The sequence below is a fragment of the Mesorhizobium sp. M0030 genome, assembly GCF_040323695.1.
Lineage (GTDB): Bacteria > Pseudomonadota > Alphaproteobacteria > Rhizobiales > Rhizobiaceae > Mesorhizobium.
In genome coordinates this window covers 603,624-619,284 of record NZ_JAMYVE010000002.1, presented here as the reverse complement: position 1 = coordinate 619,284, position 15,661 = coordinate 603,624, and the positions used below count along the sequence as shown (strand labels likewise).

Annotated in this window: 16 protein-coding genes; 6 read left to right on the top strand and 10 right to left on the bottom strand. The window is 64.4% G+C overall.

The genetic code is table 11. The features are described 5' to 3' along the window. Positions 1-97 precede the first annotated feature (97 nt). Entirely contained in the window at positions 98-991 is an 894-nt protein-coding gene (locus NKJ80_RS07005; protein WP_023671583.1) for a DMT family transporter, read from the bottom strand. A 92-nt stretch (positions 992-1,083) separates the two neighbouring features. Here NKJ80_RS07005 and NKJ80_RS07000 point away from each other — a divergent pair, with 92 nt between their 5' ends. Continuing rightward, positions 1,084-2,010: a LysR family transcriptional regulator gene (locus tag NKJ80_RS07000; protein ID WP_352497301.1), complete on the top strand. Its 927-nt coding sequence runs from the start codon at positions 1,084-1,086 to the stop codon at positions 2,008-2,010. Between the two features lie 17 nt (positions 2,011-2,027). On the opposite strand, the gene NKJ80_RS06995 is transcribed toward NKJ80_RS07000, so the two are convergent. Further along, positions 2,028-2,633: a hypothetical protein gene (locus NKJ80_RS06995; protein ID WP_023694433.1), complete on the bottom strand. Its 606-nt coding sequence runs from the start codon at positions 2,631-2,633 to the stop codon at positions 2,028-2,030. A 112-nt stretch (positions 2,634-2,745) separates the two neighbouring features. On the opposite strand from NKJ80_RS06995, the gene NKJ80_RS06990 reads away from it, so the two are divergent. Together NKJ80_RS06990 and NKJ80_RS06985 are read left to right on the top strand one after the other, a co-directional pair. After that, entirely contained in the window at positions 2,746-2,979 is a 234-nt protein-coding gene (locus tag NKJ80_RS06990) for a DUF2093 domain-containing protein (protein WP_352497300.1), read from the top strand. A gap of 131 nt (positions 2,980-3,110) precedes the next feature. Next, complete coding sequence (locus NKJ80_RS06985) at positions 3,111-3,650, top strand: hypothetical protein (RefSeq protein WP_352497299.1); 540 nt, start codon at positions 3,111-3,113, stop codon at positions 3,648-3,650. A gap of 59 nt (positions 3,651-3,709) precedes the next feature. On the opposite strand, the gene lpxK is transcribed toward NKJ80_RS06985, so the two are convergent. The 7 genes from lpxK to epmA all read right to left on the bottom strand — a co-directional run bounded on the left by lpxK (position 3,710) and on the right by epmA (position 10,544). Further along, the gene (lpxK, locus tag NKJ80_RS06980; protein ID WP_352497298.1) at positions 3,710-4,738 is read right to left on the bottom strand and encodes a tetraacyldisaccharide 4'-kinase; all 1,029 of its coding nucleotides are present in this window, start codon (positions 4,736-4,738) and stop codon (positions 3,710-3,712) included. After that, positions 4,739-6,055 carry a lipid IV(A) 3-deoxy-D-manno-octulosonic acid transferase gene (gene waaA / locus NKJ80_RS06975; RefSeq protein WP_352497297.1) on the bottom strand — a complete coding sequence of 439 codons (1,317 nt, stop codon included), beginning with the start codon at positions 6,053-6,055 and terminating at the stop codon, positions 4,739-4,741. Further along, a complete protein-coding gene (locus tag NKJ80_RS06970; RefSeq protein WP_023682942.1) occupies positions 6,052-6,840 on the bottom strand; it encodes a lysophospholipid acyltransferase family protein in 789 nt (262 codons plus the stop codon). Before NKJ80_RS06970 ends, waaA begins: the two co-directional genes overlap by 4 nt. Before the next feature lie 5 nt (positions 6,841-6,845). Next, entirely contained in the window at positions 6,846-7,091 is a 246-nt protein-coding gene (locus tag NKJ80_RS06965) for a DUF4170 domain-containing protein (RefSeq protein ID WP_023682943.1), read from the bottom strand. A 68-nt stretch (positions 7,092-7,159) separates the two neighbouring features. Beyond that, complete coding sequence (locus tag NKJ80_RS06960; RefSeq protein ID WP_023682944.1) at positions 7,160-7,966, bottom strand: 3'(2'),5'-bisphosphate nucleotidase CysQ; 807 nt, start codon at positions 7,964-7,966, stop codon at positions 7,160-7,162. Continuing rightward, positions 7,953-9,296 (bottom strand): TldD/PmbA family protein, encoded by a 1,344-nt coding sequence (locus NKJ80_RS06955; protein ID WP_352497296.1) that lies wholly within the window; start codon positions 9,294-9,296, stop codon positions 7,953-7,955. Before NKJ80_RS06955 ends, NKJ80_RS06960 begins: the two co-directional genes overlap by 14 nt. 201 nt (positions 9,297-9,497) lie before the next feature. After that, the gene (epmA, locus tag NKJ80_RS06950) at positions 9,498-10,544 is read right to left on the bottom strand and encodes an EF-P lysine aminoacylase EpmA (RefSeq protein ID WP_352497295.1); all 1,047 of its coding nucleotides are present in this window, start codon (positions 10,542-10,544) and stop codon (positions 9,498-9,500) included. A 129-nt stretch (positions 10,545-10,673) separates the two neighbouring features. Between epmA and efp the strand changes: the two genes are divergently transcribed. The 3 genes from efp to NKJ80_RS06935 all read left to right on the top strand — a co-directional run bounded on the left by efp (position 10,674) and on the right by NKJ80_RS06935 (position 13,657). After that, positions 10,674-11,243, top strand: a complete 570-nt coding sequence (gene efp / locus NKJ80_RS06945; RefSeq protein WP_023682947.1) for an elongation factor P — start codon at positions 10,674-10,676, stop codon at positions 11,241-11,243. Positions 11,244-11,314: 71 nt separating this feature from the next. After that, positions 11,315-12,775 (top strand): phospholipase D-like domain-containing protein, encoded by a 1,461-nt coding sequence (locus NKJ80_RS06940; protein WP_023752060.1) that lies wholly within the window; start codon positions 11,315-11,317, stop codon positions 12,773-12,775. 81 nt (positions 12,776-12,856) lie between these two features. Then, a complete protein-coding gene (locus tag NKJ80_RS06935) occupies positions 12,857-13,657 on the top strand; it encodes an endonuclease/exonuclease/phosphatase family protein (RefSeq protein ID WP_352497294.1) in 801 nt (266 codons plus the stop codon). Between the two features lies 1 nt (position 13,658). Here the strand turns inward: NKJ80_RS06935 and NKJ80_RS06930 are convergent, their stop codons facing one another. Further along, a complete protein-coding gene (locus tag NKJ80_RS06930) occupies positions 13,659-15,626 on the bottom strand; it encodes a glycoside hydrolase family 127 protein (RefSeq protein WP_352497293.1) in 1,968 nt (655 codons plus the stop codon). Between the last annotated feature and the right edge of the window lie 35 nt (positions 15,627-15,661).

Here is a 15,661-nt window from a genome sequence, read left to right as displayed (position 1 = left end):
GAAGGCAGCATACCACAGCTGTCCTTCCTGTGGGTGTCTGCATTCTGATGGAATGCGGTTCCCGGTTTGAGTCCGAAAACAGCTCAAATCATTTGTTTTAACGCTTTAAATTCACCACGATCACGCCGCCCAGCGCCAGTGCGCCGCCGAGGATACCAAGTAGCGTCGGCACTTCGCCCAGCCAGAAGAAGCCGATCAGGGCTGACATGGGCGAGACCAGATAGAGGAAGTTCGACGCGCGCGCTGCCGGAAGACGCGACAGTGCGGTTGCCCAGGCGGCATAGGCGATCAGGCTGGGCACGATGCCAAGAAAGATCACGGCGCCGATACCGGCCGTGTTGGCGACCGCGGCCTGCGCAAAGCCGCTCGGCAGAAAGGGTGCCAGGCAAAGAGCGCCAAGAATCATGTTCGAGGCCGAAATGGTCAGCGGGTGATGGCGGGCAAAGAGCGGCTTCTGGACGATCGTGTTGACGGCCGAGCACAGCGCGGAGCCAAGAACCAGCAGCGCGCCGGTGTCGAAACTCAAGCCATTGCCGTCAGCCACAGCGATGATGCCGATGCCGGCGAAAGAAATCGCCGTGCCGAACCAGGCCCAGCTTGAGAAGCGCTCGCCGAGCAATGCCATTGCCATGATGGCGGTGAAGATCGGGCTGACATTGATGATGAAACCGGCGGCACCCGCCGAAACCGTCAATTCGCCGAAATTGAGCATGACAGTGTAGAGCGCGACGAAGATGGCGCCGCCAAAGACCAGGCGCCACACTTCGTCGAGCCTCGGCAGCGCCGGGCGCTTGACGGCAAGAAAGATCGCCGCCGGCACCGCGGCAATGGCAAAGCGCAACGCACCGAGTTCCAGCGGCCCGAAAGCGGCGAGGCCGGCACGGATCGCGGGAAAGGCCGAGGCCCAGCCGACCACCGTCAAGGCCACGGCGATGGCCGCCGTGGTGTCCATCCGCTGTGTCGGATTCGACGTGCTGGTCGTTGCGCTCATCTGCCTGTCCTCGGGTTCCCAGAGTGTTGAAAGGCAGAAAGCGCCTTTTCGGCGCCGTTGACAAACGATCAAATCGAGGATCACCTGTGACTATGGATCACAGCTCAGACACAATGGTGCCGCTCGAGACCCTGCGCGCCTTCGATGCGGCGGCGCGAACGGGGAGCTTTTCGGCCGCGGCCGAGAAGCTCAACATCACCCACGGCGCCGTCAGCCGGCAGATCGCCAAGCTGGAGGACTGGCTGGGCTTGAAAGTGTTCGACCGCGGCGCGCGCGGCGTCTCGCTGACCATCGAGGGCAACCGCCTGCATCTGCGCACGGCGGAAGCCTTTGCGCTGATCTCCAGCCATTCCGACCGCTGGGTCGAGCCGCGCGGCACCGCCGTGGTGCGGCTGACCTCGATACCCTCCGTCAGCGGGCTGTGGCTGATGCCACGCATGGCGGCGCTGGAGAACAATCCAACCAAGCTGCGCATCGTGCTCGACGTCGACATCCGCCAGGGCGACCTTGCCGATGAAGGCATCGACCTGTCGGTCCGCTGCGGCCGCGGGGGCATTCCGGGCCGCATCTCGGTGAAGCTGTTCGAGGAACATGTCTTTCCCGTCGCCGCGCCCGGCCTTGCCCGCGAGATCGGCCGCGGCGACCCGGCCCGGCTGCTGAGGTTTCCACTGATCAACGATTCCGACGCTTCGGGTTGGCGTGCCTGGTTTGCCGCGCAAGGGATGGACTACCGCCCGCGCCCGCAGGATCGCCGCTTCGAGGACTACAATCTGGTGCTCGACGCCGCAGCTTACGGGCTCGGCATCGCGCTGGCGCGGCCGCCGCTGACCGGACACCAGTTGGAGGCAGGCCGCATCGTCGCCGTCGACGAGCGCACGGCGCTGAACCCGGTGTCGTACTGGCTGGACCGGCCGCTGGGGCGGCCGCGTACGGCTGCCGCCGAACTTTCACGCCGTATCGCTGTCGAGGCGGGGCTGGCGGTGGACAAGATGGAAGCTTTCCTCGAAGCCGAGCGATAGCGGCGATCGTTCGGTGCTCAGCGAAGCACCAGCAGGGCTAGACCGACAATGGCGACGGCCAGAAACCCGGTTGCCAGCGCCATCAGACCGACACGCGTCTGCTGTCGGCCTTCCGGCTGGGCCGCATCATTCGGCCCAGACGTCGCCTGCTCCCGCTTCATTGGCATATCGGTGGTGGCAGCGCGGCGCTGCGGCGAAACCACGGGTGCGAGAAGCGCAAACCAGGGCAGTCCTGCGGGCTTTGCGGCAGCGCCATCTTCGGCCCTTGCCGGCGGCAGCGGCAGACCGCGCTGTGCATCGTCGTTCGCTGGCGTCGCCTTGCCTATCGCAGCGGTTGTCGGCCCGGTATCGTCGGGCGTGGCGTCACTAGGCTCGGCAAGGGCCAGATAGGCCTGGAGGATCTCGGCAGAACCCGTCTGCTGCCCCTTTGCCGTTGCCGCGGACAACAGCGCCTGCAGCGCCGGCGCCGCTGCCGGCTGCAAAGGCGCGCCGGACGGCGTCGGCGGCTGCACCACCGCCTTTATAAGTGCTGCTTTCGCCGGATCGGCCTTCGCCGACGGCAACGCTGCCAACATCATGGCCTCACGCAGCAGCGCGGTCAGGCGGGCGGATGAAATGTCCATACCGGTCCCATAAGAATGGTTTGGAGCGACAATAGCGCCTCAGCATTGCGTCAAGCTTGACCTTGCCGGCAATTTATGGCGATGAAATCAGCATGAACCTTGGCACCACTCCATGATGAACCGCTTCGAAGGCCCCGGCGGCAAGGAAGCCCGTATCCGCTATCTCGACGGCGACTTCCAGGTCACCAGCCCCGGCGCCTTCGTGCGCTGCGCGGTGACCGGCGAGAGCATTCCGCTGGACGAGCTCAAATATTGGAGCGTCGCCAGGCAGGAGCCCTATGTCAGCGCCGCCGCCTCGCTGCGCCGCGAGATCGAGATGCATCCGGACCTGCGCAGCCGGCGCTGACACCATTAGAACCCTAGGCGGGACAACCGGAAAGCATTTCCGGCTAACGTTCTTGTCCGGGCATTAGCCGGCGCTTGTATATCGATACTATTGGTGATTGACTTGTCCCCAGGGCTGAGTGGGGGAAAAATATGCCAAATTTTGCGAAAGACGACATAACCGCCAGTAGCAATCAAAATGGGTCCAAAAGCAACACTGCGCAATCATCACAAAAGCCTAACGGCAAAGTAAGAGAATACACCGCGTCCGAAAAGATTGCCATAGAAGCACTAAATCGGCACGACAAAAATATAGATCACATTGAGCCGTACGATGAGATAGAAAACTTTGGAAATTCGACTCTAGTATTAGCAGAAGTTTTTTGGCCTCCGGCCGTTGGCAAGAAGGATTTTGATGGACCATATGAATATCAGGTTGTGGTGAGGAATGGCAGAGGCTCGGTCTACTCCGACTTCTCTCAAACTGTCCGAGAGGGATCGAAGCAAGCAGAAATAATTTCCAGGCTGGCTTCACCCGACGTGGTGACGGCAATCCTAACGTTTATCCTGGTCCTCGCATACATCTGCCTTGTTGGGTTGAAACTAGCCACACCAGAGGCCTCACAGGCCTTAGGTACAGCGCTATCAACCGTACTAGGGTTTTGGTTTGGCAGACAAACAAAGTCAGTCTAGCCTTCCGCCACCAACTCATTTGCGGATCGAGTCCGATATGGTTTGCTTGTCGAACACCATCAGCCATTCAGCTTGCGCTGTCTCCAGGCATCCAGCGTCTCGTCGATGATGCGCTCCGGCACAGTGTCGAGTTCGAACGTGGCGTCGATCTCCAGCACGGCGAGTTCAGCGAGGAAATTGGCCGGGGCAGCGCCATGGCGCAGCCGGGCGGCGTCCTTGGCGGTGGTGACGAGGCCCAGTCCATCGCGGCGCGCGGTTGCCGCCAGTTCCGCGAGCTCATCAGGGGCATAGAAGTGATGGTCCGGAAACGACCGGGTCAGCGCCACTTCCGCACCGGTGCCGCGCAGCGTCTCGAAGAATTTTTCGGGATGGCCGATGCCGGCAAAGGCGAGGAACCGCCGGCCGGCGAACCGCTCCTTGCCGCCCGGTTCAGCATGCGCCTCGAAGATCGGCCGGCCGGCGCGCGCCGCCTGGCGCACGACCTGGTCGGCGGCGGTGCCCTCGCCCATCTTCAACAGCCCATCGGTGAACACCAGTTGGTCGACGACGTTGGCGCGCAGCGGCCCACCCGGAATGACGCGGCCATTGCCGATGCCGTAGCGGGCGTCGACGACGACCAGCGCATAATCAATATGGATGCGCGCGCTCTGAAAACCGTCATCCATGATCAGGAAATCGCAGCCATGGGCTTCCATGAGCAGCTTGGCGCCGGCGGCGCGGTTCGGGCTTACCGCAACCGGCGCATGCTCGGCCAGAAGCAGCGGCTCGTCGCCGACATGCTTGGCGGCGTCGTGACTGGCATCGACAACATGCGGCTGCGCAAACAAGCCGCCATGGCCGCGCGACAGGAATCCGGGATTGAGCTGCATGCGCCTGGCCTGCTTGGCCAGCGCGATGGCGACCGGCGTCTTGCCGCTGCCGCCGACGGTGAAGTTGCCGACGCAAAGCACTGGTGCGTCGATCTTTTCACGTACCGCCCGGTGCATACGGCGGCCGGCGACCATGCCATAAATCGCTGATAGCGGCGACAGCGCAAAGACCCGCCAGTCCGGCGCTTCCCACCAGAAAGGTGGTGCTTCGGACGCCACCTATCGCCCGTCGGCGCCCTTCAGGCGCGACTTGACGATCAATGGCTGGATATAAGGCTCAAGCGATTTCAGCGTGTGCGCCAGCGCACCGCGCATCTGGTCGACGGTGGCGGCACCGGCCGCCATCATCTCATGGCGCGCGACTTCATTGCTCAGCAGGAAATTGACGGCGCCGGCCAGCATGTCGCGGTCACGCACCAGCTTGGCGCCGCCGCTGTCGAGCAGACGCTGATAGGCTTCACGGAAATTCTGGACGTTGCGGCCGGCAAGCACGGCGGTGTCGAGCATGGCCGGCTCCAGCGGGTTCTGGCCGCCTTCCGAGGTCAGCGAGCGGCCGACAAAGGCGATTTCCGTCAGCCGGAGATAAAGCCCCATCTCGCCGATCGTATCGCCGAGCAGGATATCGGTGTCGGCGGTGATCCGCTCGCCCTTGCTGCGCCGCGCCAGCTTCAGCCCCATTCCGGAAATCTGCGCGGCAAGGGCTTCGGCGCGGTCGGGATGGCGCGGGACGATGATCGTCAGCAGGCCATGGTGGCGCTTGTAGAGCGTGGCGTGAACTTCCGCCGCGACCACCTCCTCGCCGTCATGGGTCGAAATTGCCGCCCAGGTCGGGCGGCCGGCGATCTGTCGCTTCAGCGTCGCCAGCGCCCGTTCGTCGACGGGCGGCGGCAAGGTGTCGACCTTGAGGTTGCCGGACACGGTGACCGGCCGGGCGCCAAGCGCGCGAAACCGTTCGCCGTCGACATCCGACTGGGCAACGACATGTGCAAGGTTCTCGAACAGCGCCTCGGCGATGTTGGCGCGCTTCTTCCAGGATTTGAACGAACGGTCGGAGAGCCGGCCGTTGACCAGCACCTGCGGCACGTGGCGGGCGCCGAGCTCGAGGATCGTCATCGGCCATATCTCGGATTCGGCGATGATAGCCAGGTCCGGCCGCCAGTGATCGAGAAAGCGGCTGACGGCCGGCTTGAGGTCGAGCGGAACATATTGGTGGATGATGCGGTCGCCCAGCCGTTCGTCGGCAACCTGCGCCGAGGTCACTGTTCCCGTCGTCAGCACGATGTTGACACCGTAGTCGAGGATGCTTTGCACCAGCGGCACGACCGCAAGGGTCTCGCCGACGCTTGCCGCATGGATCCAGATCACCGGCCCTTCGGGGCGCGGCCGCCCGGCAACGCCGTAGCGCTCACGGCTGCGGCTGCGGTCTTCCTTGCCCTGCGATGTGCGCCAGGCGACATAGGGACCCATCAGCGGATAGGCGGCTGCACCGGCAAGGCGGTAGGCCGCCAGGAAGGCGCGCGCCCAGCCGACGCTCATGGCCTGCCGTCCACGAGCCGATAGGCCTCGGCGGTTGCGGCATTGAGCGCGGCCGTGACTTCCTGGCGCTTGCGCTCCATTTCGGCCTCGTCGGCATTGGCCGGCACGAAAACCGGCGTTCCGATGACGATCGAGGAGCGGCCGAACGGCAGGTTGATGGTGGTCTTGTCCCAGCTCCTTTCCAGCACCTTGCGGCGGCTGGTGGCGATGGCGGCAGGCATGATCGGCCGGCCGGAAAGGCGTGCCAGCAGAACGATACCAAGCCCCGCGTCGCGCGGCGTGCCGTGGGGAATGTCGGCGATCATGGCGACGTTCTTGCCGGCCACGAGTGACTTTTTCAGGGCGATGAGCGCCTTGGCGCCGCCCTTGTCGAGATGCTTCGTGCTTTCACGCCCGCCGGAGCCGCGCACCGCCTCGATGCCGAATTTTTCGATCATCAGCGCGTTGAGTTCGGCGTCGGCGCTGCGCGAGACCATGGCGACCAGCGGCCGTCCCTTGGGATAATAGGCTGGGGTCAGCAGATGCTGGCCATGCCAGAGCGCGATGATGCCGGGTTCGAATTCGGCGTAGTCGCCGCCTGAAAATTTAGCCGAGCCTTCGACCACGCGGTTGGTCAGGCGCACCAGGCGGACGAACTGGGCGAGCAGGCTGACGATCATGCTCTTGACGATTCGCGACTGCGCCAACGGCTCGCGGATCTTGCGCCAGAATGTCTTCGAACTGCCGCCGCGTCTTCTTCGGACCGCGGCGCCGGTGGGCTGCCCTTTCACCGCTTCATGCTCCATCGCTGTCAACCGGCGGCCTTGCTTTCAGGGTCGAGCAGCCGGTGCAGATGGACGACGAAATAGCGCATATGGGCATTGTCCACGCTGGCTTGCGCCTTTGCCTTCCACGCGGTGTGCGCGGTTTGATAGTCCGGATAAACGCCAACGATGTCGAGCGCGTCGAGATCGCGGAACTCGGTGCCTCCCAGCTTCTTCAGCTCGCCGCCGAACACCAGGTGCAAAAGCTGTTTCTTTCCGTCTTCCGCGGCCATTTCGGTCCTTCACATATTGTGAGTTTGCGACAGGTCTAGCCCAAAGCTGCCGACTTTGGAACCTTCGATCACGCTTCCGTATCGGCAATGACGCCGGCAAGCACGGTCAGCAACTGCCCGCTGCCGGCGACCAGCGCGCCGTGACGGATGATCTCCCCGGCATAGAGCGGCGCGCGGCCATGGCCGTCGAGCACGGCGCCGCCAGCCTCGCGCAAGATGAGATCGGCGGCGGCGATATCCCAGTCATGCGCGTTGGGCTTGACGAAGGTTGCGTCGAGCGTGCCGTTGGCGACCATCGCCAGCCGGTAGGCGAGAGAGGGAATGTGCGCCGCCCGCCGCACCCGGCCCTGCCATTGCGCCGGCATCAGGTCGATCAACTGCTTCAGCCCGCCGATCTCGACCGTCTTACCCAGGCCGCGCACGGCAATCGGCTTGCCGTTGCGGAAAGCTCCATGGCCAGGCAGCGCCCAATAGGTTTCGCCCTTGGCCGGACATTCGAGCACACCGGTGAGCGTGCGGCCATTCTCGACCACCGCGACGCTGACGCACCACGAGCGCAGACCTTCGAGGAAGCCGCGGGTGCCGTCTATGGGGTCGACGACAAAGGTGCGCCGCGCCAGAAGCCGCGCCGGATCGTCAGTCGTTTCCTCTGATAGCCAGCCATAGTCCGGCCGCGCCGCAAGCAGGGTCTCGCGCAGATAGGCGTCCGCCGCGTGGTCGGCTTCGCTGACCGGCGAGGTGCCGCCCTTCATCCACACTTGCGGGTTCTTGCCGAAATAGCGCATGGCGATCGCGCCCGCCTCGCGGGCGGCGTCGCGCAGCAGATCGAGGTCTTCCGAGGCCCCGGCCGATATGACCGGGTCACGCTCCGGCAAGGGTCATTCCTTCGATCAGCAGCGTCGGTGCGGCAGTGCCGAAATCGCGGTCAAGATCGCTCGCCGGAACCATATTGAGGAACATCGTCTTCAAATTCGAGGCGATGGTCACCTCGGCCACCGGATAGGCAAGCTCACCATTGTCGATCCAGAAGCCGGATGCGCCACGGCTGTATTCGCCGGTCACCATGTCGACGCCCTGGCCGAACACTTCAGTGACATAAAAGCCGGATTTTAGCGACCTGATCAGGTCTTCCGGCGTCCTGTCGCCCGGCTCGATGGCGAGATTGGTCGAAGACGGCGATACCGACGAGCCGCTGCGCGCGCCGCGTCCGTTGGTGGTCAGCCCCAATTCCCGCGCGGCGGACGTCGACAGGAACCAGTGCTTCAGCACGCCGTTCTCGACCATCAACAGCTTTTCGCCCTCGACGCCTTCGCCGTCGAACGGGCGCGAGGCCTGGCCGCGACGCCGTAGCGGCTCGTCGGTGACGGTGATGGCAGCCGACGCAACCTGCTTGCCCATCATCTCGCGCAAAAAACTGGTCTTGCGCGCCACCGAAGCGCCGTTGATGGCGCCGGCGAGATGACCGGCAATGCCGCGCGCGACGCGCGGATCGAACACCACGTTGACCGGACCGGTCGCCGCCTTGCGGGCGCCGAGGCGGCGCACGGCGCGCTCGCCGGCCTTGCGGCCGATCAATTCCGGTGCGTCCAGATCGGAAAAATGCTGGTTCGAAGAGTATTCGTAGTCGCGCTCCATGCCGGTGCCTTCACCCGCAATCACGCTGGCCGAACGCGAAAAGCGCGACGCGACATAGTGGCCGACGAAGCCGTTCGACGTGGCAAGCACCAGCCCGCCGAGGCCTGCGCTGGCGCCGCTGCCGGCCGAATTGGTGACACCCTTGACTGCAAGGGCCGCTTCCTCGGCGGCAAGGGCCGCTTCCTTCAACTGATCGGCCGAAACCTCGGTGGCGTCGAACAGATCGAGGTCGCGCACCTTGCCAACCAGCAAAGCCGGATCGGCGAGACCCTGATAGGGGTCCTCGGGCGAGACTTTGGCCATGGCCACGGCGCGCTCAGCCAGCGCCTTGGGGTCCGATGCCGCCGTCGCCGAGACGCTCGCCACCCGGTTGCCGACGAAGACGCGCAGGGAGACATCGTCGCCCTCGGACGCTTCGGTGTGCTCGACCTTTCCCAGCCGCACCGACACGCCGATCGAACGGCCGCGCACGGCAACCGCGTCGGCGGCGTCGGCGCCGGCCCGCTTGGCAGCCTCGACCAGTGCCGCGACGCGGTCGGTCAATTTCGCTGCCTCTGATGTACCGGTCATGCGCATGGTCCTGGCTGAAGCCGCGCCGGGCGGTAGCGGCTGTTGCACCATCTATTGTCCCAATGCGGCTTGTGCAATGGCGCACGGACAATTGTCCCGCTGCGGCATAGCGCCCGAGCGGAGCGCGAAAGCTATCCGCGGCGGCGGCCGCCAGAGACGCGCGGCTTGACCGGTTGTGAGTTTAACCGAGGCCGATTTCCGTCAAGGAGTGGCGACCGGCGTCCAGATCACGTCATCGATCTTGGTCGCGCCCGTTGCCAGCATCACCAGCCGGTCGAAGCCAAGCGCCGAGCCGCTGGCTTGCGGCATGATGGTGAGGGCGGCGAGAAAATCCTCATCCAGCGGATAGCGCTCGCCATAGACGCGCTCCTTCTCGTCCATCTCGGCGGCAAAGCGCCGGCGCTGCTCGGCCGGATCGGTCAGTTCGCCAAAAGCATTGGCGAGCTCGACGCCGCAGCAATAGAGCTCGAAGCGCTCGGCCACGCGCTGGTCCTCCGCGCTCGGCCGGGCGAGCGTCGCTTCCGAGATCGGATAGCCGTACAAGATGGTGGCCCGCCCCTGCCCCAGCACCGGTTCGACCTTCTCGACCATTACCCGGCTGAACAAATCGGCCCAGTTGTCATCGTCGGCCGTGCGCAGGCCGGCCTTGACCAGAGCATCATGGAGTGCGGCGCGGTCTGTGCCGCCATCGGCAGAAACGGTGGCAAGAAGATCGATGCCGGCGTAACGCGCAAAAGCTTCCGCCACGCTCACGCGTTCCGGTTCGGCGAACGGATCGGCCTCGCGGCCGCGAAAGCGGAAGCTTTTCGCGCCGGCGCGCTCGGCCGCGAGCTTCAGCAACTCGGCGCAATCGGCCATCAGGCTCTCATAGGTTTCGCCGACCCGGTACCATTCAAGCATGGTGAACTCCGGGTGATGCAAAGGGCCGCGCTCGCGGTTGCGCCAGACGGCGCCCAGGCTGAAGATGCGCCGCTCGCCGGCGGCAAGCAGCTTCTTGCAGGCGAATTCCGGTGAGGTGTGGAGGTAAAGCGGCCGGCGCGCACCGTCGGCGCCGATAGCCTCGGTGGCAAAGGCGGAGAGATGCGCCTCATTGCCCGGTGATATCTGCAGCGCCGCCGTCTCGACCTCGATGAAGTCGCGCTCGCCAAACCAGCTGCGCATTGCGGCAGCTATGGCGTTACGCGCCATCAGCCGCGGCCGGCGGTCGGCGTGAACATCCGGCGTCCACCAGGGCGAAGCGCCAGTCATGGGTTTGCCGGGCAACGGAATTGCTGACAGGGCTGGCGGTTCGGGCCAAGATGCGCTACGGCGACGGCTCTCGCAGCCGATTTGCGCCGAACGATCGTTTCAGGCCAACGAAGTCTAGGATTGAAAACCGTGGTGAAGGTCATCGCCAGTTCGCTCCGTAAAGGCAATGTCGTCGACAAGGACGGCAAGCTTTACGTGATCCTCTTTGCCGAAAACATCCACCCTGGCAAGGGTACGCCGGTCACCCAGCTCGACATGCGCCGCATCTCCGACGGGGTGAAGGTTTCGGAGCGCTACCGCACCACCGAGCAGGTCGAGCGCGCCTATGTCGAGGAGCGCGAGCACACCTTCCTCTACGCCGACGCCGAGGGGTATCACTTCATGAACCCGGAAAGCTACGACCAGGTCGCGGTGCCGGAAAGCGTGGTCGGCGACATGGCGCCCTACCTGCTCGAAGGCATGGCGGTGCAGATTTCGCAGTTCAACGGCATCGCCATAGCCCTGGTGCTGCCGCAGCGCGCTACTTTCGAAGTGGTCGAGACGGAGCCGACGACCAAAGGCCAGACGGCGTCCTCGTCATACAAGCCGGCCGTGCTTTCCAACGGCGTGCGCACGCTGGTGCCGCCGCACATCGCGCCGGGTACCCGCGTGGTGGTGATGACGGCCGATGGCGCTTATGTGGAGCGGGCGAAGGACTGAGGCGCGAGCGCCTCCGTCCTGGTTGATCCGTTGCATTGCCTTCTGCGGCCGCTGGCTCGATAGTCCTGCCGATGTGGCAGACCTTTGTGACCTACTGGCCTCTGATCCTTGTGATCATTCCGATGCTGATGGCCGCCATCGGCATCGTCCACGCAATCATGACCAAGGAAGACGTGCGCGCCGCCACCGGCTGGGTCGGCGTGATGATCTTGTCGCCGTTCCTTGGCGCGATCATCTATGCCATTGCCGGCATCAACCGCATCCGCCGCGCCACGATCAGCGCCATGCGGCCCGTCGCCGGTGAAGCCGAGACAGCCAAACACGACCACGACATTGCGCTCGAAACACTCATCTCAGCCGAATTCGGCCAGCGCTTTGCCGGCCTGAAGACGCTAGGCGACAGGGTGGCGCGGCGCGGCCTGCTTTCGGGAAATGCAATCACCATCCTGAGGACCGGCGACGAAGCCTACGCGGCAATGTGCGGGGCGATCGACGGCGCACGGCGCAGCATCCTGCTCGAGACCTACATCTTCGACAATGACGAGATCGGACGACGTTTTGTCGGATCGCTGGCCGGAGCGGTCCGGCGCGGCGTGACGGTTCGCGTGCTGATCGATGCGGTGGGCGTGCGCTATTCCGTGCCCAGCATTCTTGGGACACTCCGGGAAGCCGGCGTCACCGTCGATCTGTTCAACGGCAACATCGTCATGGGCCTGAGACTTCCCTATGCGAATTTGAGGACGCACAGGAAAATCCTGATCGTCGACGGCGCGGTGGCATTCACCGGAGGCATGAACATCCGCAAGGGGTTCTCGGCTGAATTCGCTGGCACTGCCAGCTCGGCGGATACGCATTTCCAGGTCACGGGGCCGGTCGTGGCCGACCTGTTCGCGGTTGCCGCCGAGGACTGGCGTTTTGCCGGCAACGAGGCCCTCAAGGACGAGGTCTGGCACGTGGCAAAGCCCTCGCCGCCTCCCGGTCAGCCGATCCTGGTGCGGGCGGTGGCGTCGGGGCCGGACGCCAGCATCGAAACCAACCACAAATTGCTGACGGGGGCATTTTCCGTCGCCCGCAAATCGATCCGCATCATGTCGCCCTATTTCCTGCCGGACCGGGAATTTGTCAGCGCGCTGGTCACGGCTGCCCGGCGCGGCGTCGAGATCGACATCGTCGTGCCCGCGGTCAACAATCTCTTCCTGGTCGGCCGCGCCATGACGGCGCAGTACGACCAGGTGCTGAAGCACTATTGCCGCGTCTGGCGTCATGAAGGGTCATTCGACCATTCGAAGCTGTTGTCGGTCGATGGCGTCTGGGCCTATGTCGGCTCTTCCAACCTCGACGCCCGGTCGCTGCGGCTGAATTTCGAAATCGACCTGGAGGTGCTGGATACCGGCTTTGCCGCCGAGATCGAAGGGCGCATCGGAGCGGCAATCGCTTCCGCCAAACCCGTCACACTCGCAACCTTGAAAGCGCGGCCATTTCTCATCCGGGTTTTTGACCGGTTGTTATGGCTGGGATCGCCCTATCTCTAATGCATACCGCCTCGAAGTGGTCCCGGTTGTGAGAGAACGATATGCATAGAACAAAGAATCAGGACATCGAATAGCAGGCCTATGGACATAAACGGACGCAGCCTTCCTGAAACAGTGCTCCTGTCGATCCGCGGCAGGAAAGCGCGCAAGGCGAACGCGACGCCGCGCAAGCACATTGAAGGCGCCCAGATGGTGGTCGCCTCCTACAACGTCCACAAATGCATCGGCACCGACCGCAGGTTCGACCCCGAACGCACCGCCCGCGTCATCCGCGAGATCGGCCCCGACGTCATCGCGCTGCAGGAGGCCGACAACCGCTTCGGCGATCGCGCCGGGCTGCTCGATCTTGCCCGGATCGAACACGAAACCGGGCTTGTGCCGGTGCCGGTTTCCGGAAGCGGCAAGGGCCATGGCTGGCGCGGCAACGTGCTTTTGTTCAAGCCCGGCACCGTGCGCGACGTCCATCAGATCAAGCTTCCGGGACTGGAGCCCCGCGGCGCGCTGGTTGCCGAGATCGACCTCGACGAAACGCGCACTCTGCGCGTCATCGCCGCGCATCTCGGCCTGTTGCGCCGCTCGCGCTCGGAGCAGGCCCGCGTCGTGCTCGACATCATGAGCAACCAGGATGAAAGGCCGACCTTGCTGCTCGGCGACCTCAACGAATGGCGGCTGGGCAACCGCTCGGCGCTCAAGACGCTGCACGCCACCTTTGGTTTCACGCCGGCGGCGGTGCCGACTTTCCCCTCAGGCCTGCCGGTACTGGCGCTCGACCGGATCATGGCCAACCGGCACGGCATGGTCTCGTCGGTGGAAGCCCATGACACGCCGCTGTCGCGGGTTGCGTCGGATCATTTGCCGCTGACGGCGTTCGTCAGCCTCTAACTCATCCGTCCCGCAGCCATACCAGCATCTCACCGGGTTCACGGTTGTCCCAGGCAAAGTACGGGACGGCGGTGATTTTCGTTTCGCTCACCGCCGGCGGATCGGTGCGATAGAGCCCGGTTTCCCAGTTTTCCTGGGCTTCCTTGCTGGCAAGTGCCGAAAGCGTGACGATGCCGCCGAGCAGGTTCGGCTCGGCATGCGCCTCGATTTTTGCCGTTCGCGGCAGAGCGATCCGATGCAACTGGCCGGCATTGTCGGTCTCCTCGACGCAATAGATCAGCGGACCGCGCGCAAGTGCGACGCGGCCGATGTCCTGACGCACCTCCGGATTGGCGAAGAGACGGGCGATCGACATTTCGAGATCGAGTTCGACCCGGTCGCCTTGGCGCCACTCGCGCCGGATCGCGGCATAGCCGTCGCTGGTGATGCCGTCCAGACCGACCGCGGCGCCGTTGACCTTGAGCGCCGCCTTGCCGCACCAGGAGGGGACGCGCAGGTGCAAGGTGAATGCCACCGGAGCGTCGGCTTCGATCCGGATCGAGACCGCGCCATCCCAAGGATAATTGCTGGTCTGAATCAGACTGACCGCCCGGTTCGATATGTCGAAGCGCGCGGTGCTGTCGCCGTAGAGATGGACGGCCAGCGCGTCGTCCGAGAGGGAGTAGAAATAGCTGCCGATGGACGCGACCATGCGGCCGACATTGGGCGGGCAACAGGGGCAGCGATGCCATTTCCAGCGATTGTGCCTACCCCGGCTCTCCAACGGGTTCTCGTAGAAGAACAGCGAGCCGTCGAGCGACAGGCCGGAGATCGAGCCGTTGTAGAGCGCCCGCTCCATCATGTCGGCGTAGCGGGCGTTGGGGCCCATGCCGAGCATGCGGCTGGCCCAGAACACGAGGCCGACCGAGGCACAGGTCTCGGCATAGGCGGTTTCGTTGGGCAGGTCGTAGTCGCTGGTAAAGCCCTCATTGTGCGCCGATGGCCCGAGGCCGCCGGTGATATAGAGGTTTTTGGTGGTGAGATCGTTCCAGAGCCGGTCGAGCGCTACCCTGAGCGTATCGTCGCCATATTCGGTGGCGATGTCGGCCATGCCGGAATAGAGGTACATCGCCCTGACCGCATGGCCGACGACCTTGTCCTGCTCGCGCACCGGCTTGTGCGACTGGTTGTACTCATAAGTCTTGAAATGATAGGCCTTTGGGTCGGCGCCGCGCGCACGCGCCTCCTCGTCGAAATAATGCGGCTGCTGCCCCCGCTGGTCGATGAAATACCTGGCCAGGTCCATGTATTTCTGCTCGCCGGTCGCCCGCGCCAGCTTGACCAGCGCCAGCTCGATCTCCTCATGGCCGCAATAGCCCTTCTTCTTGCCCGGCTCCGGGCCGAAGGTGTCGGCGATATGGTCGACATAGCGGCACATGATATCCAGCAGCTTGCGCTTGCCGGTGGCCTGGTAGTAGGCGACCGCGCCTTCGATCAGATGGCCGGCGCAATAGAGCTCGTGGCAATCGCGCAGATTGGTCCAGCGCTTGCCGGGCTGGATGCGCTGGTACCAGCTGGAGAGATAACCGTCTTCCTGCTGCAGTCTGCCGTAGAGGTCGATGACGGCATCGATCTTCGTCTCGAGCGCCGCGTTCTTGCGCCGGTAGAGCGAATAGGCCGCGGTCTCGATGGTCTTGCCCCAATCGGAGTCCCAGAACATCTGCGTCGTCACCGTCGAGCCGGTGAAGCCGGGGCTGGCCGCCTCGTCGGGCGACGGCGAATGGAACGGAATGACGACGCCCGGCGAGGGCCGGTCCGGGTCGATCTGCTCCAGCATGCGCGCCTCGACGCAGCGCTCGTAGAGGATGTCGGCGGTGCGCGACGCCACGGCATCGACACGGTCGCCCCAGAAGCCGCGGACATCGACCTGCGGCACCGGCAGCGGGCGGAAGGCGAGTTTGCCGGGCTTGGCGGATGGTTGAACGGTCATCGTGTCACTCCGTTGGATATTGGTCATTTCACGGC